General features: G+C 56.2%; 27 protein-coding genes. 17 read left to right on the top strand and 10 right to left on the bottom strand.

Annotated elements, in window-relative coordinates; translation table 11 throughout:
- Positions 1 to 15 precede the first annotated feature (15 nt).
- Positions 16 to 906, bottom strand: coding sequence for a sulfolactaldehyde 3-reductase (yihU, locus tag ACW9E7_RS20150; RefSeq protein WP_458728261.1), 891 nt, complete (start codon positions 904 to 906; stop codon positions 16 to 18).
- A gap of 155 nt (positions 907 to 1061) precedes the next feature.
- Here yihU and ACW9E7_RS20145 point away from each other — a divergent pair, with 155 nt between their 5' ends.
- The 6 genes from ACW9E7_RS20145 (at position 1062) to fabY (ending at position 5807) form a co-directional block, all read left to right on the top strand.
- Positions 1062 to 1958, top strand: a complete 897-nt coding sequence (locus ACW9E7_RS20145; protein WP_458728260.1) for a sugar kinase — start codon at positions 1062 to 1064, stop codon at positions 1956 to 1958.
- A 34-nt stretch (positions 1959 to 1992) separates the two neighbouring features.
- Positions 1993 to 2793 carry a DeoR/GlpR family DNA-binding transcription regulator gene (locus tag ACW9E7_RS20140; protein ID WP_020686879.1) on the top strand — a complete coding sequence of 267 codons (801 nt, stop codon included), beginning with the start codon at positions 1993 to 1995 and terminating at the stop codon, positions 2791 to 2793.
- Positions 2794 to 2912: 119 nt separating this feature from the next.
- Complete coding sequence (gene yihX / locus ACW9E7_RS20135; RefSeq protein WP_458728259.1) at positions 2913 to 3512, top strand: glucose-1-phosphatase; 600 nt, start codon at positions 2913 to 2915, stop codon at positions 3510 to 3512.
- Positions 3506 to 4387 (top strand): virulence factor BrkB family protein, encoded by an 882-nt coding sequence (locus ACW9E7_RS20130; protein ID WP_115876970.1) that lies wholly within the window; start codon positions 3506 to 3508, stop codon positions 4385 to 4387. The genes yihX and ACW9E7_RS20130 overlap by 7 nt, the downstream gene beginning before the upstream one ends.
- Positions 4384 to 4821 (top strand): D-aminoacyl-tRNA deacylase, encoded by a 438-nt coding sequence (dtd, locus tag ACW9E7_RS20125; protein ID WP_008501836.1) that lies wholly within the window; start codon positions 4384 to 4386, stop codon positions 4819 to 4821. Before ACW9E7_RS20130 ends, dtd begins: the two co-directional genes overlap by 4 nt.
- 44 nt (positions 4822 to 4865) lie before the next feature.
- Positions 4866 to 5807 (top strand): fatty acid biosynthesis protein FabY, encoded by a 942-nt coding sequence (fabY, locus tag ACW9E7_RS20120; protein ID WP_025759561.1) that lies wholly within the window; start codon positions 4866 to 4868, stop codon positions 5805 to 5807.
- An 8-nt stretch (positions 5808 to 5815) separates the two neighbouring features.
- Here the strand turns inward: fabY and ACW9E7_RS20115 are convergent, their stop codons facing one another.
- The 5 genes from ACW9E7_RS20115 to fdnG form a co-directional block, all read right to left on the bottom strand.
- Positions 5816 to 6736, bottom strand: coding sequence for an alpha/beta hydrolase (locus ACW9E7_RS20115; RefSeq protein WP_133295364.1), 921 nt, complete (start codon positions 6734 to 6736; stop codon positions 5816 to 5818).
- A 219-nt stretch (positions 6737 to 6955) separates the two neighbouring features.
- On the bottom strand, positions 6956 to 7885 hold the full coding sequence (gene fdhE, locus ACW9E7_RS20110; RefSeq protein WP_023309751.1) for a formate dehydrogenase accessory protein FdhE: 930 nt from the start codon (positions 7883 to 7885) through the stop codon (positions 6956 to 6958).
- Positions 7882 to 8517, bottom strand: a complete 636-nt coding sequence (gene fdoI / locus ACW9E7_RS20105; protein ID WP_008501832.1) for a formate dehydrogenase cytochrome b556 subunit — start codon at positions 8515 to 8517, stop codon at positions 7882 to 7884. The genes fdhE and fdoI overlap by 4 nt, the downstream gene beginning before the upstream one ends.
- Entirely contained in the window at positions 8514 to 9416 is a 903-nt protein-coding gene (fdxH, locus tag ACW9E7_RS20100) for a formate dehydrogenase subunit beta (protein ID WP_008501831.1), read from the bottom strand. The genes fdoI and fdxH overlap by 4 nt, the downstream gene beginning before the upstream one ends.
- A gap of 12 nt (positions 9417 to 9428) precedes the next feature.
- Entirely contained in the window at positions 9429 to 12479 is a 3051-nt protein-coding gene (fdnG, locus tag ACW9E7_RS20095; RefSeq protein WP_458728258.1) for a formate dehydrogenase-N subunit alpha, read from the bottom strand.
- Positions 12480 to 12851: 372 nt separating this feature from the next.
- Here fdnG and fdhD point away from each other — a divergent pair, with 372 nt between their 5' ends.
- Together fdhD and ACW9E7_RS20085 are read left to right on the top strand one after the other, a co-directional pair.
- Positions 12852 to 13688, top strand: coding sequence for a formate dehydrogenase accessory sulfurtransferase FdhD (fdhD, locus tag ACW9E7_RS20090; protein ID WP_458728257.1), 837 nt, complete (start codon positions 12852 to 12854; stop codon positions 13686 to 13688).
- Positions 13689 to 13802: 114 nt separating this feature from the next.
- A complete protein-coding gene (locus ACW9E7_RS20085) occupies positions 13803 to 14015 on the top strand; it encodes a YdgH/BhsA/McbA family protein (protein WP_023309747.1) in 213 nt (70 codons plus the stop codon).
- A 39-nt stretch (positions 14016 to 14054) separates the two neighbouring features.
- On the opposite strand, the gene ACW9E7_RS20080 is transcribed toward ACW9E7_RS20085, so the two are convergent.
- A complete protein-coding gene (locus tag ACW9E7_RS20080) occupies positions 14055 to 14378 on the bottom strand; it encodes an AzlD domain-containing protein (RefSeq protein ID WP_458728256.1) in 324 nt (107 codons plus the stop codon).
- Complete coding sequence (locus tag ACW9E7_RS20075; protein WP_136196044.1) at positions 14378 to 15037, bottom strand: AzlC family ABC transporter permease; 660 nt, start codon at positions 15035 to 15037, stop codon at positions 14378 to 14380. Before ACW9E7_RS20075 ends, ACW9E7_RS20080 begins: the two co-directional genes overlap by 1 nt.
- A gap of 102 nt (positions 15038 to 15139) precedes the next feature.
- On the opposite strand from ACW9E7_RS20075, the gene ACW9E7_RS20070 reads away from it, so the two are divergent.
- The 6 genes from ACW9E7_RS20070 to yiiM all read left to right on the top strand — a co-directional run bounded on the left by ACW9E7_RS20070 (position 15140) and on the right by yiiM (position 21768).
- Positions 15140 to 15688 (top strand): helix-turn-helix domain-containing protein, encoded by a 549-nt coding sequence (locus tag ACW9E7_RS20070; protein WP_023309744.1) that lies wholly within the window; start codon positions 15140 to 15142, stop codon positions 15686 to 15688.
- A 17-nt stretch (positions 15689 to 15705) separates the two neighbouring features.
- A complete protein-coding gene (locus ACW9E7_RS20065) occupies positions 15706 to 16701 on the top strand; it encodes a LacI family DNA-binding transcriptional regulator (RefSeq protein WP_127732649.1) in 996 nt (331 codons plus the stop codon).
- Positions 16702 to 16805: 104 nt separating this feature from the next.
- The gene (locus tag ACW9E7_RS20060) at positions 16806 to 18929 is read left to right on the top strand and encodes an alpha-galactosidase (protein ID WP_458728255.1); all 2124 of its coding nucleotides are present in this window, start codon (positions 16806 to 16808) and stop codon (positions 18927 to 18929) included.
- Positions 18930 to 18973: 44 nt separating this feature from the next.
- Complete coding sequence (locus tag ACW9E7_RS20055; RefSeq protein WP_458728254.1) at positions 18974 to 20239, top strand: oligosaccharide MFS transporter; 1266 nt, start codon at positions 18974 to 18976, stop codon at positions 20237 to 20239.
- A gap of 162 nt (positions 20240 to 20401) precedes the next feature.
- Positions 20402 to 21022: a superoxide dismutase [Mn] gene (gene sodA, locus ACW9E7_RS20050; protein ID WP_003861999.1), complete on the top strand. Its 621-nt coding sequence runs from the start codon at positions 20402 to 20404 to the stop codon at positions 21020 to 21022.
- A 71-nt stretch (positions 21023 to 21093) separates the two neighbouring features.
- Positions 21094 to 21768 carry a 6-hydroxyaminopurine reductase gene (yiiM, locus tag ACW9E7_RS20045; protein WP_458728408.1) on the top strand — a complete coding sequence of 225 codons (675 nt, stop codon included), beginning with the start codon at positions 21094 to 21096 and terminating at the stop codon, positions 21766 to 21768.
- Positions 21769 to 21870: 102 nt separating this feature from the next.
- Here the strand turns inward: yiiM and cpxA are convergent, their stop codons facing one another.
- Entirely contained in the window at positions 21871 to 23244 is a 1374-nt protein-coding gene (gene cpxA, locus ACW9E7_RS20040; RefSeq protein WP_045329509.1) for an envelope stress sensor histidine kinase CpxA, read from the bottom strand.
- Entirely contained in the window at positions 23241 to 23939 is a 699-nt protein-coding gene (cpxR, locus tag ACW9E7_RS20035; RefSeq protein ID WP_006179159.1) for an envelope stress response regulator transcription factor CpxR, read from the bottom strand. Before cpxR ends, cpxA begins: the two co-directional genes overlap by 4 nt.
- A 151-nt stretch (positions 23940 to 24090) precedes the next feature.
- On the opposite strand from cpxR, the gene cpxP reads away from it, so the two are divergent.
- The 3 genes from cpxP to fieF all read left to right on the top strand — a co-directional run bounded on the left by cpxP (position 24091) and on the right by fieF (position 26238).
- Positions 24091 to 24597 (top strand): cell-envelope stress modulator CpxP, encoded by a 507-nt coding sequence (cpxP, locus tag ACW9E7_RS20030; protein ID WP_024909200.1) that lies wholly within the window; start codon positions 24091 to 24093, stop codon positions 24595 to 24597.
- A 195-nt stretch (positions 24598 to 24792) separates the two neighbouring features.
- Positions 24793 to 25089: a TM2 domain-containing protein gene (locus ACW9E7_RS20025; RefSeq protein ID WP_115876978.1), complete on the top strand. Its 297-nt coding sequence runs from the start codon at positions 24793 to 24795 to the stop codon at positions 25087 to 25089.
- A 255-nt stretch (positions 25090 to 25344) separates the two neighbouring features.
- The gene (fieF, locus tag ACW9E7_RS20020) at positions 25345 to 26238 is read left to right on the top strand and encodes a CDF family cation-efflux transporter FieF (protein WP_023309697.1); all 894 of its coding nucleotides are present in this window, start codon (positions 25345 to 25347) and stop codon (positions 26236 to 26238) included.
- Positions 26239 to 26338 lie beyond the last annotated feature (100 nt).

Below are 26338 nucleotides of genomic sequence, written 5' to 3'. Positions count from 1 at the left end.
CTCAGTCCTTTCGTATCAGTGTGATTTTTTCAGCCCGGCAGATGCGCGAACCTGTTCAAGAATGGCCGTCCAGTCCTCGCGCCCGCGCCCGGCGGCGCGTGCCTGGTTGTAAACTTCGCGGGAAGCCGCGCCCAGCGGCATCGGAACGTGGAGCTGGTTGGCCACGTCGAGGGCGATCCCCAGATCTTTATGCGCAAGGTCGATCATGAAGGCAGGAGAAAGATCCCCTTTCAGCACCTTGTTCGGCCAGGATGTCGTGAAGTGGCCTTTACCCGCAGGCGTACCGCTCATGACCTTGAGCGCCACGTCAAAGGAGAGGCCAAGCGCTTCGCACAGCACGGCGGCCTCGGCGGAAAGGGCGTTCAGTGCGATGCTCATGTAGTTATTGATAAGCTTCACGCGGATGCCCATGCCCGGCCCGCCGGCGTTAATCAGCTCATTGCCCATCGCCATTAAGACCGGGGTGGCGCGCTCAACCTGCTGCGCCGTGCCGCCTGCCAGCAGGAGCAGCGTGCCGGCGATGGCATGGTCAGAGGTGCGTCCGACGGGCACGTCCATCAGGCTGAAGCCACGCTGAGCCATGTCGCGGATCAGCGCGTCGGTTTGCAGCGGGTGAATGGTGGACATATCAATGACCAGCGCGTCGCGTGATAACCCTTCGCACACGCCGTGCTCGCCGAACAGGACGCTGCGTACCAGGTCGCCGTTTGGCAGCATGGTGATCACGAATTCGGCGTCCGTTGCTGCCTGCGCGGGTGTTGCCGCCGCTCGTGCGCCGTTCTCCACCAGCGCCTGAACCGCCTGCGGGTTCACGTCAAAAACGTTAAGCTGGTGGCCTTGCTTCAACAGATTCGTCGCCATTGGCGCGCCCATCTGTCCTAATCCGATAAATGCGATTGCTGACATGCCTCTCTCCTGTCACATTGTGTCAATTTATGCGCGTTTGTGTTGTCTGTTTTTGATCGTATTTGTAATTTATAGTCAAAAAATTGACACGGGTCACTTTTTAAACATTTGGTGAAATTAAAATGAAGGCATCAGAAATCGCAGAAGGAATCACCATGACTCGCATCGTTTGTGTCGGCATTACCGTGCTGGATCGCATCTGGTATCTCGATGATTTACCTAAAGAAGGTGGGAAATATGTCGCAAAAGACTATACGGAAGTGGGCGGCGGCCCGGCGGCAACGGCGGCCGTGGCGGCGGCAAAGCTGGGCGCGGAAGTGGATTTTATTGGTCGGGTGGGGGACGACGATACCGGCAGACGGCTGCTGGCGGAGCTGGAGTCCCTGGGGGTGAATACCCGCTACACGCGCGTGGTTAAAGATGCGCGTTCGTCACAGTCTGCGGTGCTGGTTGACGGCAGCGGGGAGCGCGTGATTGCGAACTATCCCAGCCCCGATCTCCCTGCCGCGGCAGACTGGCTGCGTGAAATCGACTTCTCGCAATGGGATATCGTGTTAGCGGACGTGCGCTGGCATGACGGCGCAAAGCAGGCGTTTACCCTTGCCCGTCAGCAGGGTGTGCCGACCCTTCTTGATGCGGATGTCACCCCGCAGGACATCGCGGATCTGGTTGCCTTAAGCGATCACGCGGCCTTCTCCGCACCGGGACTCCGGCGCTTAACGCAGCGGGAGGAAACCGAAGACGCGCTGAAAAAAGCACAAACGCTCACAAATGGACATGTTTACGTCACCCAGGGGCGAGACGGCTGTTTCTGGCTGGAAGACGGCACGTTGTGCCATCAGCCCGGCTTTGAGGTTAACGTGGTGGATACCACCGGAGCGGGCGACGTGTTCCACGGTGCGCTGGCGGTCAGCCTGGGGCAGCAATTGCCCGCCGCAGACGCCGTACGTTTTGCCAGCGCCGTCGCAGCGCTGAAATGCACAAAGCCCGGCGGGCGCGCGGGTATACCCGACTGTGATCAAACCCGCTCTTTTTTGTCACTTTTTGTATAAAATGCGGAGCGTGATGGTTTTCAGAGGACAGCCCATGAGCCTTACCGAACTGACCGGCAACCCGCGTCACGATCAGCTGCTGACACTGATTGCCGATCGCGGCTATATGAACATTGATGAACTGGCGCAGCTGCTGGACGTGTCGACGCAAACGGTGCGCCGGGATATCCGTAAGCTCAGCGAGCAGGGGCTGATCACGCGTCATCACGGCGGCGCGGGCAGGGCATCCAGCGTGGTGAACACGGCGTTCGAACAGCGCGAAGTGTCGCTTACCGAAGAGAAGCGGGCGATTGCGGAGGCGATTGCGGACTATATTCCCGACGGCTCAACTATTTTCATCACCATCGGCACGACCGTAGAGCACGTTGCCCGGGCGCTGCTTAACCATAATCATCTGCGCATTATCACCAACAGCCTGCGGGTGGCGCATATTCTGTATAAGAACCCGCGCTTTGAAGTGATGGTGCCGGGCGGCACGCTGCGCCCGCACAACGGCGGCATTATCGGGCCTGCGGCGACGGCGTTTGTGTCTGGTTTTCGGGCGGACTATCTCGTGACCAGCGTCGGGGCGATTGAGCACGACGGCGCGATGATGGAGTTTGACGTGAATGAAGCCAGCGTGGTGAAAACGATGATGGCTCATGCCAGACATATTTTACTGGCGGCCGATCATACGAAATACACCGCCTCTGCCGCCGTGGAAATTGGCAACGTGGCGCAGGCAACGGCGCTCTTTACCGATGAACTGCCCGGCTCTGCGCTACATAATCATCTCAAATTCAGCAAGGTAGAAGTTGTCGAAGTTAGCACAGGCGACGAGCAGCAGGCTGGATAACCTCTCTGACGGCCCGAAAATCCCTTCGGGCCGTTCCTTTCTTTAAGCTGAATCTGGCGCATAGCCAAACCTTATCTTTCCCGCTACAGTTACTTTTCCACGGCGAGCAGGAGATAAACATGCTTTATATCTTTGACTTAGGAAATGTAATCGTCGATATCGATTTCAATCGGGTGCTGGGCGCATGGAGCGATTTTAGCCGTGTCCCGCTGGCGACGTTAAAACAGAGTTTCGCCATGGGCGAGACATTCCATCAGCATGAACGGGGTGAGATCAGCGACGAAGTGTTTGCTGAACGTCTGTGCCATGAAATGGATCTGCCGTTAAGCTACGAACAGTTCTCCCACGGCTGGCAGGCTGTATTTGTCGCTATCCGCCCTGAGGTTATCGACATCATGCACAAACTGCGCGAGCAGGGGCATCGGGTCGTTGTGTTGTCAAATACCAACCGTCTGCACACCACGTTCTGGCCTGAGGAATATCCTGAAGTTAAGGCGGCGGCCGATAAGATCTACCTTTCGCAGGAGATGGGGATGCGTAAGCCTGAAGCGCGAATTTATCAGGCTGTTCTGCAGTCAGAGGGATTCACCGCGGCCGATGCGGTCTTTTTCGACGACAACGCCGATAATATAGAGGGAGCTAACCAATTGGGTATCACGTCAATTCTGGTGACCGGAAAAGAGACGATACCTGACTACTTTGCGAAGCAGCTATGCTAAAAACCGTTCATCAAAAAGCCACGCACCATACTCGCCCGCTGCGGGCCTGGCTGAAACTGCTCTGGCACCGGATTGATGAGGACAATATGACCACGCTGGCGGGTAACCTCGCCTACGTGTCATTGCTCTCGTTAGTGCCGCTGGTGGCGGTTATCTTTGCCCTGTTTTCCGCCTTTCCGATGTTTGCGGACGTCAGCGTGCAGCTTCGTCATTTTGTCTTCGCGAATTTCATTCCGGCAACCGGGGATGTTATCCAGAACTACATTGAGCAGTTTGTTGCCAATTCCAGCAAGATGACGGCAGTGGGGGCGTGCGGTCTTATCGTCACCGCGCTGCTGTTGATGTACGCCATCGATAACGCGCTAAACACGATCTGGCGGAGTAAAAAAGCGCGGCCAAAGGTCTATTCCTTTGCCGTGTACTGGATGATCCTCACGCTGGGGCCGCTGCTGGCCGGAGCGAGCCTGGCAATCAGTTCTTATCTGCTCTCCCTGCGCTGGGCGAGTGATTTAAACGGCGCTATTGATAATGTGCTTCGCATCTTTCCGTTGATCCTGTCGTGGCTCTCGTTCTGGCTGCTCTATAGCGTGGTGCCGACCACGCGCGTGCCCAACCGCGATGCGGTCGTGGGGGCGCTGGTGGCGGCATTGCTTTTTGAGCTCGGTAAGAAAGGGTTTGCCCTCTACATCACCATGTTTCCGTCCTATCAGCTGATTTACGGCGTGCTGGCGGTGATCCCCATTTTGTTTGTCTGGGTCTACTGGACCTGGTGTATCGTCTTGCTTGGTGCTGAAATAACTGTCACTCTCGGTGTATACCGCGAACTTAAAAAAGCAGCAGAAGCTGAAAAACAACAAGAAGCAGACCAACCATGATTGCATTGATACAGCGCGTAACCCGTGCCAGCGTCACCGTGGAGGGAGAGGTGACGGGTGAAATTGGCCCAGGACTTTTGGTGTTGTTAGGTGTCGAAAAGGATGACGACGAGCAAAAAGCCAACCGCTTGTGTGAGCGCGTACTGGGCTACCGTATTTTCAGCGATGCCGAAGGCAAGATGAACCTGAACGTCCAGCAGGCGGGCGGCAGCGTGCTGGTGGTTTCCCAGTTTACGCTGGCAGCGGATACCGAGCGCGGCATGCGCCCGAGTTTCTCGAAAGGTGCCGCGCCGGATCGTGCAGAAGCACTTTACGAGTACTTTGTTGAGCGTTGTCGCCAGCAGGAAATGAATACGCAAACCGGACGATTCGCTGCAGATATGCAGGTATCGCTGGTGAACGATGGCCCTGTCACATTCTGGCTCCAGGTATGAGCATACTTACGGCATGGCCGCGGGTAACAAGAGAGAGTACAGCTATGTATCACCTTCGAGTACCGCAAACGGAAGAAGAGTTAGAAGCCTATTACCAGTTCCGCTGGGAAATGCTACGCAAGCCATTACATCAGCCAAAAGGCTCTGAGCGCGACGCCTGGGACGCGATGGCCCACCATCAGATGGTGATGGACGAAGAGGGCAACCTTGTGGCCGTCGGGCGTTTGTATATCAACGCCGATAACGAAGCGTCTATTCGCTTTATGGCGGTTCATCCCTCCGTGCAGGACAAAGGTCTGGGGACGCTAATGGCGATGACCCTGGAATCCGTCGCCCGTCAGGAAGGCGTTAAGCGCGTTACCTGTAGCGCCCGCGAAGATGCCGTGGAATTCTTCGCTAAACTCGGTTTTGTGAATCAGGGGGAGATCACGACCCCGCAAACCACCCCGATTCGTCATTTTTTGATGATCAAACCCATCGCCACGCTGGACGATATTCTGCATCGCGCCGACTGGTGCGGACAGCTGCAGCAGGCCTGGTATCAGCACATTCCGCTCAGCGAAAAAATGGGCGTGCGCATTCAGCAGTACACCGGACAAAAATTTATTACCACCATGCCGGAAACTGGCAATCAGAACCCCCACCACACCCTCTTTGCCGGAAGTCTGTTCTCACTGGCCACGCTTACCGGCTGGGGACTTATCTGGCTGATGCTGCGCGAGCGCCATCTGGGTGGCACCATCATTCTTGCTGATGCTCATATCCGCTATAGCGCACCGATCAGCGGTAAACCGAGCGCGGTGGCCGATCTGGGATCGCTGGGCGGCGATCTGGATCGCCTGGCACGCGGCCGCAAGGCTCGCGTACAAATGCAGGTTGAACTATTTGGCGATAAAACACCGGGCGCGGTATTTGAAGGCACCTACATTGTTCTTCCGGCGAAGCCTTTTGGCGCGTATGAAGAGGGCGGAAACGAGGAGGAGTAATCTTCTGTTCACGTTATCCGGGCGTGCTGAATCCGCCCGGCGATATCCCGCATAACGTCTCGCGCAGACTGGCTAACGCCGCCAAGCTGAAAGAAGCCATGGATGACGCCCAGCCAGCGCTGAGCGGTACACTTCACACCCTGCTCAGTCAAATGCTGATATAACATTTCTCCCTCATCGCACAGCGGATCGTACTCTGCGGTAATGATGTGCACTGGCGGAAGTCCGTAAAAATCATCGCGCCACAGCGGGCTCGCTTCGGGATGTTGGCGGTCGATGTCGGCGAGGTACATTTCATACCCGCTGAGCAGGGTATCGCGGGTGATAATGTAATCCGTGCCATTGAGGGCATAGCTTTCAAAACTGGCGGTGGCGTCGAGCATGGGATAGATAAGAATGAGCTGTGCGGGTTTCCATCGTCCTTTCGCGTTGAGCCGCAATGACGTTACCAGCGCAAGATGGCCTCCTGCGCTGTCTCCGCAAAGTGTGATCCGGTTTTTATCCACGCCCAGTTTGTCCGCATATTGCCAGACCAGATCTGCACCTTTTTCCGCATCGTCATGTGCTGCGGGGAAAATATGCTCCGGGGCCAGCCTGTACTGAATCGCGATCACCCGGCAATTGCCGTAGCAGGCTAACTGGCGGAGTTGGTTGTCATGGGTATCAAAGCCGCCGCTGATGAAACATCCACCATGATAGTAAATGGCAGCAGGCAATATTTCAGGCGCATTGAGAGGTGAAAATACCCGAATGGTAAGACCCTCAAGAACAAACGTCTCTACCTGAACGCGCGTTTCGGTCTCCCCGGCAAGCCCTGTGCTGGCAATATAGCCTGCTCGTCGCACCTCAATGCTCTGGCGACGTAACGAGGGCCGCCCTGCAGCGATAAATCCCTGAACCAGCTGTGCAATACCCTTTTCCAGCGCCATGAATAATCCCTTTTACTGTATGGATGAACAGTTTTATAGCCTGGTTTGATTCAAAAGAAAACAAGAATAGTGTTGAGGGCAACAACCTGGAAAGCGGCTCGCAAAGGCGATAACGCGTCTCTCAACGAGAATGGAGAGCATCTGACATGAAAGACGGCGGGTAATGCTGTCGAACTGCAGGCCGGGCAAGCACGCGCCGCCCGGCACTGTAACAGGGAGTTATTCCCCTTCACCCGGGAACAGGAACGGGTTGATCGAGCTGCGGGCGAATCCCTCCTGCTCCATCTTCGCGTCCAGAATCAGCGAGGCAAGATCGTCGGCCACCGCTTCGACTTTCGGGTCTTTTTCCTGATACAGAATCTTCAGGTAAGTGCCACAGTCGCCGCAGCTTTCGGCTTTCACTGCTGCTTCTTCATTTTCCAGCGACCAGTAATTCAGATCGCGGGTCTGCTCGCAGTTGCTGCACTTGATGCGAACCACGTGCCACTCGGTTTCACACAGGTTACAGTGCAGGTAGCGCAGCCCCTGAGTGGTGCCGATTTGCACCATGCTGGAAACCGGCATTGAGCCGCAGACCGGGCAGAACTGGCGCGCCTCGCCGTATTCGGCGCGAGCTTTGCCGGGGATCAGGCTCGCCATTTGCGCCCAGTAAAGCGACAGCGCAGCCCAGATAAACGGCGCTTTATCGCTGCTCACCAGAGCGAAGTCGGAGGCAAACAGCGCGCTCGCCATCTCTTCCAGCTCCAGGTCAGAGGCTTTTTCCAGATTCTCAATGACCGCCAGCGCGGTACCGCTCATCTCCGGCTTCAGCTCGGCAATCAGCGAATGCAGCAGCTTTTGCCAGTGCTTGTCGCGCGGCAGGACGTGAATGTCCAGCGGCGGCTTGCCCTGCGCGTTGGCTTCTTTGATACGCGCGGTCAGATCCATTTGCAGCGGGTGGTCGTACAGCACCACTTCCTGCGCATGGGCGACCAGCGCGGCAAAACGCAGAAAATCGCCCAGCGGGTTGTTCTCTGCCAGCTCGCGCAGACGCTCTGCGCGGCGGTTGTAGAGGTTCTTGAGTCTGGGGAATAACAACGGCGGAATATAATCCGCCGTGCGTTTCTCGCTCGACCCCAGCTCATCTTGCGGGATTATGCGAATACTCATTCAGATGACTTTTCCTGTTTCTGGCGGACTTCACGGTACCAGCGCGGGTGATGTTTCTTCGCCCACGTACTGGTTACCCAGCCTTCCACCATCGCGGTAATGGTGCCTTTCACCCAAAGGGCGGCGTAGATATGCACCATGATAACCACAATTAACGCCACTGCGGCAAATGAATGCAGCATCAGCGCGAATCGGATCACCGGGATTGAGAAAGCAGGCGCAAAGTACGGACGCCAGATGATCACGCCGCTCACCAGCAACAGGACCAGGAAGATAATCGCCGCCCAGAATACGCATTTCTGGCCGAAGTTATAACGCCCGGTGTCACCCACTTCCTCGTTGACGACGATCTTACGAATATTCTTCGCCCAAAAGATATCATCCCGATTGATTAGGTTATGGTGCCAGTAGCGGAAAAACATGATGATGAACGACGCGAACATGATGACGCCTACAAACGGGTGCAGGATGCGCGCCAGCTGTGGTGTCCCCATGATCTGCATCAGCCAGTTGAAGGACGGGAAGAAGAACCCCAGCCCGCTTATCGCCGCCAGCATGAAGCAGAAGGCGGTGACCCAGTGGTTGATGCGTTCCGGCGCGGTGTAGCGCACGATGGTGTCACGTTTTCTCATTTGCGCACCTCGTCTTTCTCTTCATGCAGGTTGTCGTCTTCCTCTTCCGCGCGGTTCGGACCGACGCCGACGTAGTGGAAGATGCTCGCTGCGAAGGTGGCAGCAAAACCGACCGCTGCCAGCGGTTTCCAGATGCCTTTCCAGAACTTCACGGTGGCGCTGATTTCCGGGTTCTCCGGCAGACCGTGATACAGATTCGGCTTGTCGGCGTGGTGCAGCACGTACATCACGTGCGTACCGCCAACCCCGGCCGGATCGTACAGGCCCGCGTTGTCGTAACCACGGGTTTTCAGCTCTCCCACGCGCTCTGCCGCCAGCGTTTTCATATCCTCTTTGGAGCCAAAGTGGATAGCGCCGGTTGGGCAGGTCTTCACGCACGCAGGCTCCTGGCCGACGGTTACGCGGTCAACGCACAGGGTGCATTTGTAGACGCGGTTGTCTTCCGGGTTCAGGCGCGGTACGTCGAACGGACAGCCCGCGATGCAGTAGCCGCAGCCGATGCACTGTTCGGACTGGAAGTCGACGATGCCGTTGGCATACTGAATGATAGCCCCTTCTGACGGACATGCCTTCAGGCAGCCCGGATCCGCACAGTGCATACAGCCGTCTTTGCGAATAAGCCATTCCAGTTTGTCGTTCTGCTCAACTTCCGAGAAACGCATCACCGTCCAGGACTTGGCGGTCAGGTCCGCCGGGTTGTCGTACACCCCGACGTTGTGACCCACTTCGTCACGCAGATCGTTCCACTCAGAGCAGGCCACCTGACAGGCTTTACAGCCGATACAGGTGGTCACGTCGATAAGCTTCGCCACTTCCTGCTGGTGGTCCCGCGCCTGAGGCGCGGGCGTGAAACCATTAGTCGCGGAACGACGGATAATGTCTTGAGATTGATAAGCCATAAGTCGTCTCCGTTACACCTTTTCCACGTTCACGAGGAAGGCCTTAAACTCCGGCGTCTGCGTGTTCGCATCACCGACGAACGGCGTCAGGGTGTTCGCAATGAACCCTTTCTTCGCCACGCCCTCATAGCCCCAGTGAATCGGAATACCGATGGTATCCACCTGCTGACCGTGAACGTTCAGCGTGCGAATACGCTTAGTCACCACCGCCTTGGCTTTAATGTAGCCACGGTTAGAGGAGACCTTCACGGTATCGCCATGGGCAATGCCGAGCTTGTTCGCCAGCTTCTCGCCGATCTCCACAAACTGTTCCGGCTGTGCGATCGCGTTAAGCAGCGCGTGCTTGGTCCAGTAGTGGAAGTGCTCGGTCAGACGGTAAGTGGTGCCCACGTACGGGAACTTGTCCTTTTTACCCAGCGCTTCAAAGTCGCCTTTGAAGATACGGGCTGCCGGGTTTGAGACCACGTTCGGGTGCAGCGGGTTGGTGCCCAGCGGCGTCTCAAACGGCTCGTAGTGTTCCGGGAACGGACCTTCCGCCATCTTATCGATAGCAAACAGACGCCCCATCCCTTCAGGCTGCATGATAAACGGCCCAACGTCGCTGCCCGGTGCGGCAGTGCTGTAGTCCGGAATATCCACGCCGCCCCATTTCGCGCCGTCCCACTTCAGAAGCTGACGCTTCGGATCCCACGGGTTACCCTGCGGGTCAGCGGATGCGCGGTTATAGAGGATACGGCGGTTGAGCGGCCACGCCCATGCCCAGCCCAGCGTATTGCCAAGGCCCGACGGGTCGGCGTTATCGCGGTTTGCCATCTGGTTGCCTTTCGGCGTCCAGCTACCGGCAAAGATCCAGCAGCCGCTGGAGGTGGTACCGTCATCGCGCAGGTGCGCGAAGGTGCTGAGCTGATCGCCTTTCTTCGCCAGTACGGTGCCGGTGGCCGGGTCAATAACGTCCGCCAGCGCCTTACCGTTGCTCTCCATCGCCACTTCTTCTGGCGCAGGATTTTCCGGCGTCGAGTAGTTCCAGGTCATGTTCAGCACGGGTTCCGGGTTCGCGCCGCCTTCTTCCGCATACATCTTACGCAGGCGTAAGAAGATGCCGGCCAGGATCTCGCCGTCGTTCATGGCGATGCCCGGGGCGTCCGCACCTTTCCAGTGCCACTGCAGCCAGCGTCCGGAGTTAACGATCGACCCGTTCTCTTCCGCGAAGCAGGTTGACGGCAGACGGAACACTTCGGTCTGAATCTTCGACGGATCGACGTCGTTCGATTCGCCGTGATTCTGCCAGAAGGTCGAGGTCTCGGTATTGAGCGGGTCAATCGTCACCAGGAACTTCAGTTTCGACAGCGACTCAACAACCTTGTTCTTGTTAGGGAACGAGGCCACCGGGTTAAAGCCCTGGCACAAATAGCCGTTCACTTTGCCCTGGTGCATCATCTCGAAATACTGCAGAACGTCATAACCTTTGTCCCACTTCGGCAGCCAGTCAAAGCCCCAGCTGTTTTCAGCCGTCGCTTTATCACCGAAGAACGCTTTCATCATCGAGACGAAGAACTTCGGATAGTTGCCCCAGTAGTTCACCTGGCCTTCAAGCAGCGGTTTAGGCGTGCTGGCCGTCAGGTAGGTTTGCAGGTCGGTCTGTTTCTCGCTTGGCAGGTTCATGTAACCCGGCAGGCTTTGAGACAGCAGGCCGAGGTCAGTCAGACCCTGAATGTTGGAGTGACCGCGCAGGGCGTTCACGCCGCCGCCAGCCATACCCATGTTGCCGAGCAGGAGCTGAACCATCGCCATGGTACGGATGTTCTGCGCACCGATGGAGTGTTGCGTCCAGCCGAGGGCGTACAGGAACGACGCGGTTTTGTCCTTCGCGCTGGTTTCGGCGATAAGCTCGCACACCTTCAGGAAGTCCGCCTTCGGCGTACCGCAGATGTTTTCGACAACCTCAGGCGTGTAGCGGGAAACGTGCTCTTTCAGCAGGTTCCACACGCAGCGCGGGTGCTGCAGGGTGGTGTCGCGCTTTGCAAAGCCTTTTTCATCCAGCTCGTAGTTCCAGCTGGTTTTGTCGTATTTGCGTTTTTCGGCGTCGTAACCGCTGAACAGGCCATCTTCGAAGTGGTAATCCTCACGCACGATCAGGCTGGCGTTGGTATAGGCTTCGGTGTATTCGCGGTTATATTTTTCGTTGGTCATCAGGTACAGCAATACGCCTGACAGGAAAGTGATGTCAGTACCTGAACGAATAGGGGTGTAGAAATCCGCCACTGACGCAGTTCGCGTAAAGCGGGGATCGATCACAATCAGTTTCGCACCGTTGTGGATTTTGGCTTCCATCGCCCAGCGGAACCCGACAGGGTGCGCTTCAGCGGCGTTACCGCCCATCACCACAATGAGGTTGGCGTTCTTGATGTCGACCCAGTGGTTGGTCATCGCACCGCGACCAAATGTTGGAGCAAGACTTGCTACCGTTGGTCCGTGTCAGACACGCGCCTGGTTGTCGACCGCGAGCATACCGAGTGCGCGCGTAAATTTCTGGGTTAAATAACCGGTTTCGTTGCTTGAAGCGGAGGCACACAGCATCCCGGTGGAGAGCCAGCGGTTGACCGTGACGCCGTCGGCATTCTTCTCAACAAAGTGGGCATCGCGGTCTTCTTTAATGTGTTTTGCGATGCGGTCAAACGCCTCTTCCCAGCTGATTTGCTGCCATTTGTCGGATCCAGGCGCACGATATTCAGGGAATTTGAGACGGCTTTCGGAGTGGATAAAGTCCACCAGACCGGCCCCTTTCGGGCACAATGCGCCGCGGTTAACCGGATGATCCGGGTCACCTTCGATATGGAAAATAGACGCTTTGGCGTTTTTAGCACCGTCGCCGAGGCTATACATTAACAGCCCGCAACCGACAGAGCAGTACGTACAGGTATTACGGGTTTCACGGGTGCGCAGCAGTTTATACTGCCGCGTTTCCGCCAGCGCTACGCCGGGCGCAAAGCCCAGTGCCGCTGCCGTGGTGCCTGCCATACCGCCAGCGCAGATCTTAAAGAACTGCCTTCTGCTGACCTGCATGGGTCACTCCTTGTTTCGACATTGCTTACATATGTAGTTTTGACTTCGCGGTTGAGAATTGACCGCAAAGGAGAAAAATTTGCGTTAATCCCTCAATTCCACGAGGGATATCATCAGAATACCACATTGTCGGTACCGCTGTTCTAATGGCGTTAATACAAAGTGAACGTATTATCACCATGTTGATTATAAAGTGTGACATTGATCACGTTAACAGCTCTGCATGTTAAAGCGGTGTAGCCGGTGGCAGGTTGCACCCCTGCTAAATGAGTAGGAGAATGGTTGTCGGAAAGTTGATCCATACTATGCGTACAGCCTGTGGTTTATGCTGCAATAGCACGCTCACCTCCGTGGTTGTTCAGGAATACCGCTGTGTCTAAACAAAACCGTGCTCCCCACTCGTCACCACTACCTGCAGGTATTGTGGAACTGTCGGTACACCGACCGCCCCACATCACCCATGCCACGCCGGATTTTCTGGCGGAAGAAGTACCCGTTGCGCTCGTTTACAACGGCATCTCGCATGTGGTGATGATGGCGTCTCCGAAAGATCTTGAGCTGTTCGCCATCGGTTTTTCCCTCTCGGAAGGCATCATCGAGCATCCGCAGGAGATCTACGGTATGGACGTGGTGCAGGCCTGCAACGGTCTTGAAGTGCAGATCGAACTCTCCAGCCGCCGCTTTATGGGGCTGAAAGAGCGCCGTCGCGCGCTGGCCGGGCGTACCGGCTGCGGCGTGTGTGGCGTTGAGCAGCTCAACGATATTGGCAAACCTGTTTCACCACTGCCGTTTACTCAGACCTTTAATCTGGCGCACCTCGACCCTGCGCTTGAGCACCTGAATGATGTACAGCCCATCGGCCAGCTGAGCGGCTGCACGCACGCGGCGGCATGGGTGTTGCCGTCGGGGGATATTGCCGGGGGACATGAGGACGTTGGCCGCCACGTGGCGTTGGACAAGCTGCTCGGTCGCCGGGCACGTGAAAGTGAGGTCTGGAAGCAGGGGGCAGCACTCGTTTCCAGCCGGGCCAGCTACGAGATGGTGCAAAAGTCCGCCATGTGCGGTGTGGAAATTTTGTTTGCGGTGTCGGCGGCGACCACGCTGGCGGTAGAGGTAGCGGAGCGCTGCAACCTGACGCTGGTGGGCTTCTGCAAGCCGGGAAGGGCGACGATTTATACCCATCCACAACGATTGATAGTTGATCAGTAATTTTGAATGATAATAGCAAATCCTTCCGCTTTTAGTTGTTCATGATGAGGTCTAGTATTTATCTCATCAAGGCACGGTGCCTTACCAAAACAACTTAATGAAAGGGTTTATATCATGAAAAGCATCAAAACTTTTGTCGCTGTAATCGCTCTGGCTACTTCTTTCGGTTCTTTCGCTGCACAGACCGTAACCGCAACCGCCTCTACCATTGATGGCGCAGAAGCTAAAATCGCGGCTCAGGCTCAGGAAGCCGGCGCGTCATCGTACAAAATTACCCAGGCGTTCTCAGGTAACCGCGTACACATGACCGCTGAACTGACTAAATAAGCTGTCACACCGTCGAAAGAGCGCCCCCGGGGCGCTTTTTTAGTTTATGCCCGCCACGCGCAGCAGCGCGGTTACCACTGCCGCCGCTACGATCACCACAATTAACGGCATCTTCCGCCAGGCCAAAAACACTGCAAACGCCACGCCCAGCACGCGCGCCATGCCGGCAAAGTGGTCACCTTCATAAAACGTGGTCGCCAGCGCCACGGAAAACAGCAATACCGTTGCCGCATCTGACAGCAGCGCCTGTGAACGCTCTGACAATGCCATCCTGCTGCCCAGTTTCGCTCCGCCAAGACGCATCAAATAGGTTCCCGCAGACAAAATGGCGATGCCGAGAATAAAGAACGTCATGTTTTCCATTATTTTTTCCTCGCGGCAAGACCGAGTAAAGAGAGCAGTACCGGCAGACCTACCGGGGCAAACGGCACGGCGGCCAGCGACAGAACGGCACCGCTGCAGGCGCGTATCAGCGTGGTGCGGTTTTTAAATGCGGGAACCACTAATGCCAGCAGTATCGCCGGGAATACCGCATCCAGGCCTATGGTTTCCGGGTCCGGCAGCAGTTTCCCGACCATGGCACCCAGCAGCGCGCCAAGCGGCCAGACGATGGCGACGCCTAAACCGCACAGCCAGTAGGCGGCTTTACGCTGCTCGGCGGTTTTTTGCGACAGGCCAAACACCACGCTTTCGTCGTTCATGATGTGGCAGCCCAACAGGCTCAGACCGCGCTTACCGACCAGTTCTCGCACCGTCACGCCAAACGGCACGTGGCGCGCGTTGACCAGCAAACCCGCGGCTGCAGCCGCCAGCGGGTTACCGCCGCTTGCTACAATGCCGATAAACATAAACTCTGACGCGCCCGCGAGTACGGTGATGGAGAGCACAAACGGCACCCAGACCGGGAAACCGTAGGCCATCGCCAGCGAGCCGTAGGACATTCCCACCACGCCCACCGCGAGGCAGACCAGGATGATTGCTTTTATGGTGTCGCCTTTCAGACAAGAGAGATGTTGCTTCATACATTTTTAGCCATATCGAACGTGTATCCATTATAATGAACGCAACGAAACTGATTTTCAAGGCGAACGATTCGTTCGTTTTATAGAACAAGAGGCCGTTATATGACGCAGCCAATCAGCCTGATCGCTAAAAGTCTGGTGCGGGAACGTCTGCGCACCGGGCTTTCGCTGGCGGAAATTGCCCGCCGTGCCGGGATCGCTAAATCCACGCTTTCCCAGCTGGAGTCCGGCAACGGTAACCCTAGCCTGGAAACGCTGTGGTCGCTCTGCGTGGCGCTGGATATTCCTTTCGCCCGCCTGCTTGAGCCGCAGTTGCCGACCACGCAGGTGATCCGCCGTGGTGAAGGGACAAAAGTGGTCGCCGGACAGGCTAATTATGAAGCCATTTTACTGGCGGCATGCCCACCCGGCGCGCGCCGCGATGTCTATCTTCTGATGACCCAACCGGGCGCAGATCGTATTTCTCAGCCGCATCCGCCGGGCTCTGTTGAACATATTATTGTGACGCAGGGCCGGGCGCTGGTCGGCCTGCTCGACGCGGCGGAAGAGCTCGGCGCAGGGGATTACATTTGTTATCCCGCCGACCAGCCGCACATCTTCAAGGCCCTGGAGCCAGACACTTACGCGCTGCTGGTGGCGGAACAAAACTAACAGAGATACGGAAACTCATGTCGCTTAAAGCCATTGCCAAAGAACTGGGGCTGTCAGTCACCACCGTCAGCCGCGCCCTCAACGGATATGACGACGTCTCCGCCGAGACGCGCGCTCGCGTAGAAGCGGAAGCCCAGCGACGCGGCTATCGGCCTAACACTTTCGCCCGCCGCCTGAAGATGGGCAAAATTGATGCCGTTGGGCTGGTGTTCCCGGTCCATCCTGTTCCGCTCAATAACAGCGTATTTATGGACATGGTCGGCGAAATTAGCCACGAACTGGCGCGACATGAGATCGACTTATTGCTTATCGCCGACGACGATCTGGCGGATAAGCACAGCTATATGCGCATGGTGCAAAGCCGCCGCGTGGATGCGCTGATTGTGGCCCACACGTTGGATCGCGATCCGCGACTTGAGCAGCTGCAGGCCGCCGGATTTCCCTTTCTGGCGCTTGGTCGCAGCCAGCTACCGCAGCCGTACGCGTGGTTCGACTTCGACAACTATGCCGGTACGTACAATGCTACACGCTGGCTAATCGGGAAAGGCCATCAGCGCATTGCCCTACTGGGCGAAAGCAACAATCAGGCATTCATCACCCAGCGTCGTCAGGGCTATCTGGACGCGTTGCGGGAAGCCGGGCTTTCCAGCGAATGGCTGCGCGCCATGCCCCCTTCGCGCCGCGTGGGTTATGCCACCACGAAAGAGCTTCTCTCGCTGTCGCAGCCGCCCACGGCCATCATTACCGACTGCAACACTCACGGTGACGGCGCGGCGATGGCGCTGGCAGAGCTGGGCCGTCTGACCGGCGAGAGCGCCGTTGCGCTGGTTGTTTATGACGGGCTCCCGCAGGACAGTATCGTCGATGCCGACGTGGCGGCAGTGATCCAGTCCACCCGCCAGGGCGTCGGGAAACAGATTGCCGATATGGTGCGTCAGCTGATTAACGGCGACGATATTGAACGGCTTCAGGTGCTCTGGCAACCCGAATTCTCTCCCGGCCAGACGGCCTGAATCTCTCCATTTTCTAAACCCGATCACAAAACCGAAACGTTTTGGTTTGTATCCGAAACGTTTCGGATCAACACTCAGATCATCCCGATGACAGGAGATGTCTGATGCAAGATTCCGTTTTACGACTTGAAAGCAACACGGTAGACGTGGTGATCAAAACGTACCCGTTCGCCGAAATTCTCTACTGGGGGCCGCACCTTCAGCACTTTTCGCCACAGGATGTTGCTATGCTCGCGCGCCCTGTTGCCAACGGCAGGCTTGACGTCGACTCCCCGGTCACGCTGATGGCCGAGCTGGGGCACGGTCTGTTTGGTGCTCCCGGCATTGAGGGGCATCGGCAGGGGCTGGACGGTTCACCCATGTTCACCACCACAGACGTACAGCAGTCAGGACAAACCCTGACGGTGACGGCGGAAGATGAACATGCGGGCCTGCGTCTGACCAGCGAGCTGGCGCTGGATGCCAGCGGCGTGCTGGTGGTTCGTCACGGTTTAACGAACCTGAAAGCGCAGGCGTGGCAGGTGGACCGTTTCGCCGTCACGCTGCCGGTGGCCGAACGCGCTCAGGAGGTGATGGCCTTCCACGGTCGCTGGATCCGGGAATTTCAGCCGCACCGCGTGACGCTTGAACACGACAGCTTTGTGATTGAAAACCGCCGGGGTAAAACCTCCCATGAACACTTCCCGGCGCTGATTGCCGGGACGCCGTCGTTCAGCGAAATGCACGGCGACGTCTGGGGCGTGCATCTGGGCTGGAGCGGCAACCACCGCCTGCGTGCGGAAGCCAAAACCGACGGCCGCCGCTATCTGCAGGCTGAAGCCCTCTACCTGCCGGGCGAAATGGCGGTTAAGGAGGGCGATACGCTCTGGACGCCGCGCCTGTATGCCAGCTATTCCACGCATGGCCTGAACGGCATGAGCCAGCCGTTTCATCGCTACCTGCGCAACAACGTTATCCGCTTCCCGGAAAACAAACCGCGCCCGGTGCACCTCAATACCTGGGAAGGGATCTACTTCAACCACGATCCGGACTACATCATGCGCATGGCCGACGAGGCTGCCGCCCTGGGCGTGGAGCGCTTCATCATTGACGACGGCTGGTTCAAAGGCCGTAATGACGACCATGCCGCTCTGGGCGACTGGTATCTGGATGAGAAAAAATACCCGAACGGCCTCACGCCGGTCATCAGCCATGTGAAACAGCTCGGCATGGCGTTTGGCATCTGGGTTGAGCCGGAGATGATTAACCCGGATTCCGATCTTTATCGTGCGCATCCCGACTGGGTGCTGGCGTTGCCCGGCTATAGGCAACATACCGGGCGGCACCAGCTGGTGCTTAACCTGAACATTCCGCAGGCGTTTGATTACCTGGTGGAGCGCATGAGCTGGCTTCTGGGTGAACATGAGGTCGACTACGTGAAGTGGGACATGAACCGTGAGCTGGTACAGCCGGGTCACGACGGGAAGGCCGCCGCCGACGCGCAAACCCGCCAGTTTTATCGCCTGCTGGACGTGCTGGGCGAGCGTTTTCCGCACGTCGAATTTGAATCCTGCTCCTCCGGCGGGGGGCGAATTGATTATGAGGTGCTGACGCGCTGCCACCGCTTCTGGGCCTCGGACAACAACGATGCGCTGGAGCGCAACACCATCCAGCGCGGCATGAGCTATTTCTTTCCGCCGGAGGTGATGGGGGCGCATATCGGTCATCATAAATGTCACGCCACCTTCCGCCAGCACAGCATTGAATTTCGCGGTCTAACGGCGCTGTTTGGCCATATGGGGCTGGAACTTGATCCCCTCACCGTCGATGAGAAGGAGCGCGAAGGCTATCGCCGTTACGCCGCGCTGTACAGGCAGTGGCGCGAGGTTATTCATCAGGGCACACAATGGCGCGTGGATATGCCGGATGCCAGTACGCTGGCACAGGGTATTGTGAGCGAAGATAAAACGCAGGGGCTGTTTATCGTCAGCCAGCTCGCCATGCCGGACTACACGTTGATGATGCCGCTGCGCATGCCGGGGCTTGAGCCCAGCGCGCAGTATCGTATTTCGCTGCTCGATCACCCTGATATTCACATTACCGGTGAAGGAGGCCATACCATGCGCAAGCTGCCGGCATGGATGGAAACACCGCAAACGGCGAGCGGCGAGTGGCTGATGCAGGCGGGCATTGCGCTGCCGATTCTGGATCCGGAAACCGCCGTTCTGATTGGCGTTGAACGCGTGTAAAGGTGACGGGCCGGGCAGCCGGCCCTCCGTTGAGGATAAAAATAATGAACACAACAACCTGTACCCACAAAGACAACCCTAACTTCTGGATCTTCGGGCTGTTCTTCTTTCTCTACTTCTTCATCATGGCCACCTGCTTTCCGTTCCTGCCGATCTGGCTGTCGGATATCATCGGCCTGAACAAAACCCATACCGGCATCGTCTTTTCCTGCATCTCACTCTCGGCCATTGCCTTCCAGCCGGTGCTTGGGGTGATCTCGGATAAACTGGGGCTAAAAAAACACCTGCTGTGGATCATCTCCGTGCTGCTGTTCCTGTTTGCCCCTTTCTTCCTCTACGTCTTCGCGCCGTTACTAAAATCCAACATCTGGCTGGGCGCGCTGAGCGGCGGCATGTATATCGGCTTTGTCTTTTCGGCGGGCTCAGGGGCCATTGAGGCCTACATTGAACGCGTGAGCCGTAACAGTTTTTTTGAGTACGGTAAGGCGCGCATGTTTGGCTGCCTCGGCTGGGGGCTATGCGCCTCCACGGGCGGGATCCTGTTCGGCATCGATCCGTCGTATGTTTTCTGGATGGGTTCGGCGGCGGCGCTGCTGTTGATGCTGCTGCTGGTGGTCGCAAAGCCAAGACCCAACCAGACGGCGCAGGTGATGAATGCGCTGGGTGCCAACCAGCCGCAGATCACCGCGAAAACGGTCTTTAGCCTGTTCCGTCAGCGCAGGATGTGGATGTTTATTCTGTACGTGATTGGCGTGGCCTGCGTCTATGACGTCTTTGACCAGCAGTTTGCTACCTTCTTCAAAACGTTCTTCGCCACGCCGCAGGAGGGCACTCGCGCCTTTGGTTTTGCGACCACTGCCGGGGAAATCTGCAACGCGATCATCATGTTTTGTTCACCATGGATCATTAACCGCATCGGCGCGAAAAACACGCTGCTCATCGCCGGGGTGATTATGGCGACGCGCATTATCGGCTCGTCGTTTGCCACCACCGCCGTAGAAGTGATTGCCCTGAAGATGCTGCACGCGCTGGAGGTGCCGTTCCTGCTGGTGGGGGCCTTCAAGTACATCACCGGGGTGTTTGATACGCGTCTTTCGGCGACTATCTACCTGATTGGCTTCCAGTTTGCCAAACAGTCGGCAGCGATCTTCCTCTCCGCGTTTGCCGGAAATATGTATGACCGGATCGGTTTCCAGGAGACATACCTGATGCTGGGCTGTTTCGTGCTGGCGATTACGGTGGTGTCGGCGTTTACGCTCAGCAGCAGGGAGGAGATTGCGGCAGGCAATAAGGCGCTGGAAGTCCATTAACGCCCTGAACACATTCACTATTCCTGCGTTGGTCAAAAAATGAATAACCTTATAAAAACTACGGCATTGATAATCATTTTCAATATCATTTAATTAACTATAATGAACCAACTGCTTACGCGGCATTAACAGCTGTGCCGCCCGACAATAATGGAGAGGATTATGAGTTATACACTGCCATCCCTGCCGTATGCCTACGACGCACTGGAACCGCATTTCGACAAGCAGACGATGGAAATCCATCACACTAAACATCACCAGACCTACGTGAACAACGCGAACGCCGCGCTGGAAAGCCTGCCAGAGTTCGCTAACCTGCCTGTTGAAGAGCTGATCACCAAGCTGGACCAGCTGCCAGCGGACAAGAAAACCGTGCTGCGTAACAACGCGGGCGGCCACGCAAACCACAGCCTGTTCTGGAAAGGCCTGAAAACCGGTACCACCCTGCAGGGCGACCTGAAAGCGGCTATCGAGCGCGACTTCGGTTCCGTTGACAACTTCAAAGCGGAGTTCGAGAAAGCCGCTGCAACCCGCTTCGGCTCCGGCTGGGCGTGGTTGGTACTGAAAGGTGACAAACTGGCGGTTGTTTCTACTGCTAACCAGGACTCCCCGCTGATGGGTGAAGCGATCTCTGGCGCATCCGGCTTCCCAATCCTGGGTCTGGACGTGTGGGAACACGCTTACTACCTGAAATTCCAGAACCGTCGTCCGGACTACATTAAAGCGTTCTGGGACGTGGTGAACTGGGACGAAGCAGCAGCGCGTTTCGCCGCTAAAAAATAAGGTTGCATTGACGCCTGTGAGAAGCGAGTCTGATGGCTCGCTTTTTTTGTATCTGCGTAATGGAGGCAGCGATGCATTATCCGGTGAATGTATTTACAGGCAAGGTAAGGGAGTACGACGGCAGCCGCCCGAGCGCCATCGCCAAAATTCAGGTCGACGGTGAGCTGACGTTGACCGACCTCGGGCTTGCTGGCGACGAGCAGGCCGAAAAGAAGATCCACGGCGGGCCGGAGCGCGCGCTGTGCCACTATCCGCGCGAACACTATCAGTACTGGAAAACCGAGTTCCCCGAGCAGGCGGATCTCTTCGTCGCCCCCGCGTTTGGCGAGAATCTCTCAACCGAAGGGCTCACCGAAAAGAACGTTTTTATCGGTGATATCTACCGCTGGGGCGATGCCCTGATCCAGGTGACGCAGCCACGCTCGCCGTGCTTCAAGCTCAACTACCATTTCGGTATTCAGAATATGTCGGCCCAGCTGCAAAAAGCGGGTAAAACCGGCTGGCTGTATCGCGTGGTGCTGGCTGGGCAGATTTCAGCGGACGCCCCGCTTGAACTGGCGTCGCGCCTGAGCGATGTGTCTGTTTATGACGCCTGCGCCATTGCCTGGCATATGCCGTTTGACGACGAACAGTATCACCGCCTGCTGTCGGCGGCGGGGCTATCGACCAGCTGGACGAGAACGATGCAGAAGCGGCGTTTAAGCAGCAAGATCGAAGATAATTCGCGGAGATTGTGGGGGAAATAACTGCCCCTCACCCCGGCCCTCTCCCCAAAGGGGCGAGGGTGAAAAAACCTCACTAAGCAGTCACCTCTCCCCTATGGGGAGAGGGGTACGATGAGGGGAAAACTAAGAACGCTTATACAACGGTAGCCACAGCGTTAACCGCAGTCCACCCAGCGGGCTGTCGTCGGCTTTCACCCAGCCGCGGTGCTGCTGCATGGCGGTTTCAACAATCGCCAGACCCAGTCCCGTGCCGCCCGATTCCCGGTCGCGCGCCTCATCGGTACGATAGAACGGACGGAAAATCTGCTCGCGATCTTCCGGGCTGACGCCAGGACCGTCGTCGTCGACAATGACGGTGATCCCGTCTTTATCCACCGAGAACGCCACCTCAATCTTCGTATGCGAGTAGCGCAGGGCGTTACGCACGATATTCTCCAGCGCGCTTTCCAGCGCGTTGGGGTTACCGTAGAGCGGCCACGGGCCCGGTGGGAAGTTGACGGTGAAGGATTTGCCCATCTGCTCTGCTTCGAATGCCGCGTTGTCCAGCACCTCGTGCCAGAGGTGATTCGCTTTCACCGTTTCGCTAACCAGCGCGTTTTTCTGCTGATTGCGGGACATGACCAGCAGATCGTTGATCATGCTGTCCAGGCGGTGAGCTTCGGTTTCGATACGCTCCAGCTCTTTGCTCTCACCGCTGCGGCGGCGCAGCAGCGCGGTGCCAAGCTGTAAGCGCGTTAGAGGGGTGCGCAGCTCGTGCGAGATATCCGACAACAGGCGCTGCTGTGCGGTCATCATGCGATCGAGAGCGCTCACCATCTGGTTAAAACTGGTCCCGGCGGCAAGGAACTCCTGCGGTCCGGCTTCCAGTTCAGGGTGTTGTCGCAGGTTACCCTGTGCCACCTCATCGGCGGCATTCTTCAGCTTACGCGCCGGTTTTGCCAGGCTCCACGCCAGCCATAACAGCAGCGGCGAGCTGACCAGCATAGTAACAATCAGCAGCAGGAGAGGGCGGTCAAACAGCAGGTTGATGAAGTCGGACTGGGAGCTGCTCGCGGGGCGAATCAGGTAGAGCTGATAATTATCCTCTCCGTCCCTGACGGAGAAAGGCCCCACCATCTCTACGCGCCCATATTTCTTCTTCTGGGGATGATCGGCGTTATCCGCCTGGCCAATGAAGTTGCGGATAATCTGCATTTCATTGCGATCGGCCCCAATCACGCGGCCTTCGCTGGTCACCAGCAGCAGGCGTTGTCCGGGCGGCGCCCACTTGTCGATAGCGCGAAACAGCCTGCGCCACCACATTAAATCGTTTGGCGGATCGTTTGCCAGCTCGGCTTCCACGTGCTGCTCGATCATCACGCCCTGACGTTGCTCGCTGTCGAGAAGCTCCGTCATCTGGCGTGAGTCAAGTTTTGGCAACATCAGTACGAGCATTAAAACCAGTGCCAGCGTCAGCCAGAAGATGGCGAAGATGCGGGCGGTTAAGCTTCCTATCATGAAGCGGAAACCATCAGATAACCGCGACCACGCAGGGTTTTAAACCATGGGTGACCGTCTTTACGCTCCGGCAGCTTACGGCGCAGGTTAGAGATGTGCATGTCGATGGCGCGGTCAAACGGGGTGAGGCGTTTGCCCAGAACCTCTTGGCTTAGATGTTCACGCGAAACCACCTGGCCGAGGTGCTGCGCCAGCAGATATAGCAGGGTGAACTCCGTGCCGGTCAGTTCCAGCGTCTGGCCATCAAAGCTCGCTTCCTGACGGCCCGGGTTGAGGCTCAGGGAGTCGACTTCTAGAGTAGGTGAGCTGTTGTCGGTATTTTGCTGCTGTTCGCTCCAGTGGGAACGACGCAGGATAGCGCGAATACGGGCAACCAGTTCACGGTCGTTAAACGGCTTTGGTAAATAGTCATCCGCGCCAAGCTCAAGGCCGAGTACGCGATCAAGTTCGCTGCCGCGTGCGGTCAGCATGATTACGGGAGTCTGGTGTGTCTGGCGAAGTTCTTTCAACGTATCAATACCGTTTTTCTTCGGCATCATCACGTCGAGCAAAAGTAAATCGATGCTGTCGTCAAGGAGACTCAGCGCCTGCTCGCCATCATGGGCAACCAGGACGTTGAAACCTTCCATGTCGAGCAACTCCTTTAAAAGGGATGTGAGCTCTCGGTCATCATCAACTAACAGGATTTTATTCATTGTTTAAATACCTCCGAGGCAGAAATTACGACATCAAGGCTGTCTAATCCATGACTTTACGTTGTTTTACACCCCCTGACGCATGTTTGCAGCCTGAATCGTAGACTGTCTCTCGTTGAATCGCGACACGAAAGATTTTTGGGAGCAAGTGATGCGCAAAGTTACCGCTGCCGTCATGGCCTCAACGCTGGCGTTCAGTGCGTTTAGCCAGGCTGCTGAAGCTATCATCAGCGATAACAGTCCCTTACAAGAGGGCGCAACGCAGAACAGCAGCCAAAGCCATATGTTTGACGGCATAAGTTTAACCGAACATCAGCGTCAACAGATGCGAGATCTGATGCAGAGGGCAAGACACGACCAGCCCCCTGTTAATGTTAGCGAAATGGAGACAATGCATCGCCTTGTCACCGCAGAAAATTTTGACGAAAGCGCTGTACGCGCTCAGGCCGAAAAAATGGCACAGGAACAGGTTGCCCGCCAGGTAGAGATGGCGAAGGTCCGCAACCAGATGTTCCATCTGCTAACGCCCGAGCAGCAAGCGGTTTTGAACACCAGACATCAGCAGAGAATGGACCAGCTGCGAGAGGTTGCACGGATGCAGCGAAGCTCAGAAACGACGTTTTTCAGTAGCAATAGCAGTACCCGTAGTAACCAGTAAACCCTGTTTTCCTTGCCATAGACACCATCCCTGTCTTCCCCCACATGATGTGGGGGTTTTTTTTATTCCTTCTTCTACCCCCCTAAATCAAGGGCTCATTATTTTCATTCCGACGATATATTCTTTTTAAAATAGTATTTTTCTGAATTGTTTGTAAAATATGCAAGCTACTGATAAGAAACAAAAGGGGATATCATGTCAGGAATGGTTTTTTGCCGAGGATGTGGCAAGGAGTTGCACAGTACCGCTAAGGCCTGTCCGCATTGTGGCGCAAGCCAGGTTGCAGCAGGAAGTAAAAATAAGCTTACCGCAGCATTGCTCGCTTTCTTCTTAGGAGGCCTGGGCGCACATAAATTTTACTTAGGTAAGATTGGCCAGGGATTCCTTTACCTCATCTTTTGCTGGACCTTCATACCGTCAGTCATTGCCTTCATTGAGTTTATTATCTATCTGTGCACCTCTGAAGACGACTTTGCCAGAAAATATGGTTAAGTGCTGACTTAGCATTTTCAGGTTTCAAATCAGGAAAGCCCCTTTTAAACGGGGCTTTCTTATTGATGAACGTCACGGGCGAATATCTCGTTATAAAAACCATTTATATCAATAGTATGATTGTAATCCTGCATAATCTATTTCTCTTCATCTGCGACAGGTCTTTTGCTCGTCATTTCTTTTGTTAACCGTTTATTCATCCTTTGACTCCCAATGCTTCCGTTATACTAGCGGCATAACATGACAGGAGCGTTTATGAATCAATCCTATGGAAGACTGGTCAGCCGGGCCGCCATTGCGGCGACCGTCATGGCCTCCAGCCTGTTACTGATTAAAATCTTTGCGTGGTGGTATACCGGCTCGGTCAGTATTCTGGCGGCGCTGGTGGACTCGCTGATGGATATTGCCGCCTCGTTGACCAACCTGCTGGTGGTGCGTTACTCGCTGCAGCCAGCGGACGAAGAGCACACGTTTGGGCACGGCAAAGCGGAGTCGCTGGCCGCGCTGGCGCAAAGTATGTTCATTTCCGGCTCTGCGCTGTTCCTGTTTTTAACCGGCATTCAGCATCTCGTCTCGCCAACACCGATGAACGATCCCGGCGTGGGAGTCGTTGTGACGATAGTCGCGCTTATATGCACACTCGTTCTGGTAACGTTCCAGCGCTGGGTTGTTCGCAAAACGCAAAGTCAGGCTGTACGGGCGGATATGCTTCATTATCAATCTGATGTTATGATGAATGGGGCTATTCTTATTGCGCTCGGTCTGGCCTGGTATGGCTGGCATCGCGCCGATGCGTTGTTTGCGTTAGGGATTGGTATCTATATTTTATATAGCGCTCTGCGGATGGGGTATGAAGCGGTGCAATCACTGCTTGACCGCGCCCTCCCGGACTCAGAACGTAATGAAATTTTTTCTATCGTGACCTCCTGGCCCGGCGTCAGCGGTGCACACGATCTTCGAACGCGGCAGTCAGGGCCGACCCGCTTTATACAGATTCATATTGAAATGGAAGACAACCTGCCACTGGTACAGGCTCACGTTATTGCTGAGCAGGTCGAGCAGGCGATTTTGCAGCGTTTTCCTGGTTCAGACGTCATCATTCACCAGGATCCCTGCTCGGTTGTACCCGGTCATGTTGGGCTTTCGTAATTCGTTGTAAAAAAGTGAGCCAGGCCAGCATTTTGTGTATAAATTACCGCCGTTTGGTCTGACCTGAATCAATTCAGCTGGAAGGGATTGATATACTATT

It is taken from the genome of Enterobacter sp. H2G27 (assembly GCF_054403075.1).
Note: the sequence above shows the minus strand (reverse complement) of the source record. Positions and strands in the feature narration are given on the sequence as shown.

Bases quoted from the DNA above. Each gene is read 5' to 3' on its own strand.
- cpxP (WP_024909200.1), top strand. From the start codon at position 24,091: ATGCGCAAAGTTACCGCTGCCGTCATGGCCTCAACGCTGGCGTTCAGT.
- fdoI (WP_008501832.1), bottom strand. From the start codon at position 8,517: ATGAGAAAACGTGACACCATCGTGCGCTACACCGCGCCGGAACGCATC.
- fdhE (WP_023309751.1), bottom strand. From the start codon at position 7,885: ATGAGTATTCGCATAATCCCGCAAGATGAGCTGGGGTCGAGCGAGAAA.
- ACW9E7_RS20055 (WP_458728254.1), top strand. From the start codon at position 18,974: ATGAACACAACAACCTGTACCCACAAAGACAACCCTAACTTCTGGATC.
- fabY (WP_025759561.1), top strand. From the start codon at position 4,866: ATGTATCACCTTCGAGTACCGCAAACGGAAGAAGAGTTAGAAGCCTAT.
- ACW9E7_RS20085 (WP_023309747.1), top strand. From the start codon at position 13,803: ATGAAAAGCATCAAAACTTTTGTCGCTGTAATCGCTCTGGCTACTTCT.
- cpxR (WP_006179159.1), bottom strand. From the start codon at position 23,939: ATGAATAAAATCCTGTTAGTTGATGATGACCGAGAGCTCACATCCCTT.
- cpxA (WP_045329509.1), bottom strand. From the start codon at position 23,244: ATGATAGGAAGCTTAACCGCCCGCATCTTCGCCATCTTCTGGCTGACG.
- ACW9E7_RS20130 (WP_115876970.1), top strand. From the start codon at position 3,506: ATGCTAAAAACCGTTCATCAAAAAGCCACGCACCATACTCGCCCGCTG.
- yiiM (WP_458728408.1), top strand. From the start codon at position 21,094: ATGCATTATCCGGTGAATGTATTTACAGGCAAGGTAAGGGAGTACGAC.
- ACW9E7_RS20145 (WP_458728260.1), top strand. From the start codon at position 1,062: ATGACTCGCATCGTTTGTGTCGGCATTACCGTGCTGGATCGCATCTGG.
- ACW9E7_RS20065 (WP_127732649.1), top strand. From the start codon at position 15,706: ATGTCGCTTAAAGCCATTGCCAAAGAACTGGGGCTGTCAGTCACCACC.
- ACW9E7_RS20060 (WP_458728255.1), top strand. From the start codon at position 16,806: ATGCAAGATTCCGTTTTACGACTTGAAAGCAACACGGTAGACGTGGTG.
- fieF (WP_023309697.1), top strand. From the start codon at position 25,345: ATGAATCAATCCTATGGAAGACTGGTCAGCCGGGCCGCCATTGCGGCG.
- ACW9E7_RS20140 (WP_020686879.1), top strand. From the start codon at position 1,993: ATGAGCCTTACCGAACTGACCGGCAACCCGCGTCACGATCAGCTGCTG.
- dtd (WP_008501836.1), top strand. From the start codon at position 4,384: ATGATTGCATTGATACAGCGCGTAACCCGTGCCAGCGTCACCGTGGAG.
- yihX (WP_458728259.1), top strand. From the start codon at position 2,913: ATGCTTTATATCTTTGACTTAGGAAATGTAATCGTCGATATCGATTTC.
- ACW9E7_RS20080 (WP_458728256.1), bottom strand. From the start codon at position 14,378: ATGGAAAACATGACGTTCTTTATTCTCGGCATCGCCATTTTGTCTGCG.
- sodA (WP_003861999.1), top strand. From the start codon at position 20,402: ATGAGTTATACACTGCCATCCCTGCCGTATGCCTACGACGCACTGGAA.
- ACW9E7_RS20115 (WP_133295364.1), bottom strand. From the start codon at position 6,736: ATGGCGCTGGAAAAGGGTATTGCACAGCTGGTTCAGGGATTTATCGCT.
- yihU (WP_458728261.1), bottom strand. From the start codon at position 906: ATGTCAGCAATCGCATTTATCGGATTAGGACAGATGGGCGCGCCAATG.
- ACW9E7_RS20075 (WP_136196044.1), bottom strand. From the start codon at position 15,037: ATGAAGCAACATCTCTCTTGTCTGAAAGGCGACACCATAAAAGCAATC.
- ACW9E7_RS20070 (WP_023309744.1), top strand. From the start codon at position 15,140: ATGACGCAGCCAATCAGCCTGATCGCTAAAAGTCTGGTGCGGGAACGT.
- ACW9E7_RS20025 (WP_115876978.1), top strand. From the start codon at position 24,793: ATGTCAGGAATGGTTTTTTGCCGAGGATGTGGCAAGGAGTTGCACAGT.
- fdxH (WP_008501831.1), bottom strand. From the start codon at position 9,416: ATGGCTTATCAATCTCAAGACATTATCCGTCGTTCCGCGACTAATGGT.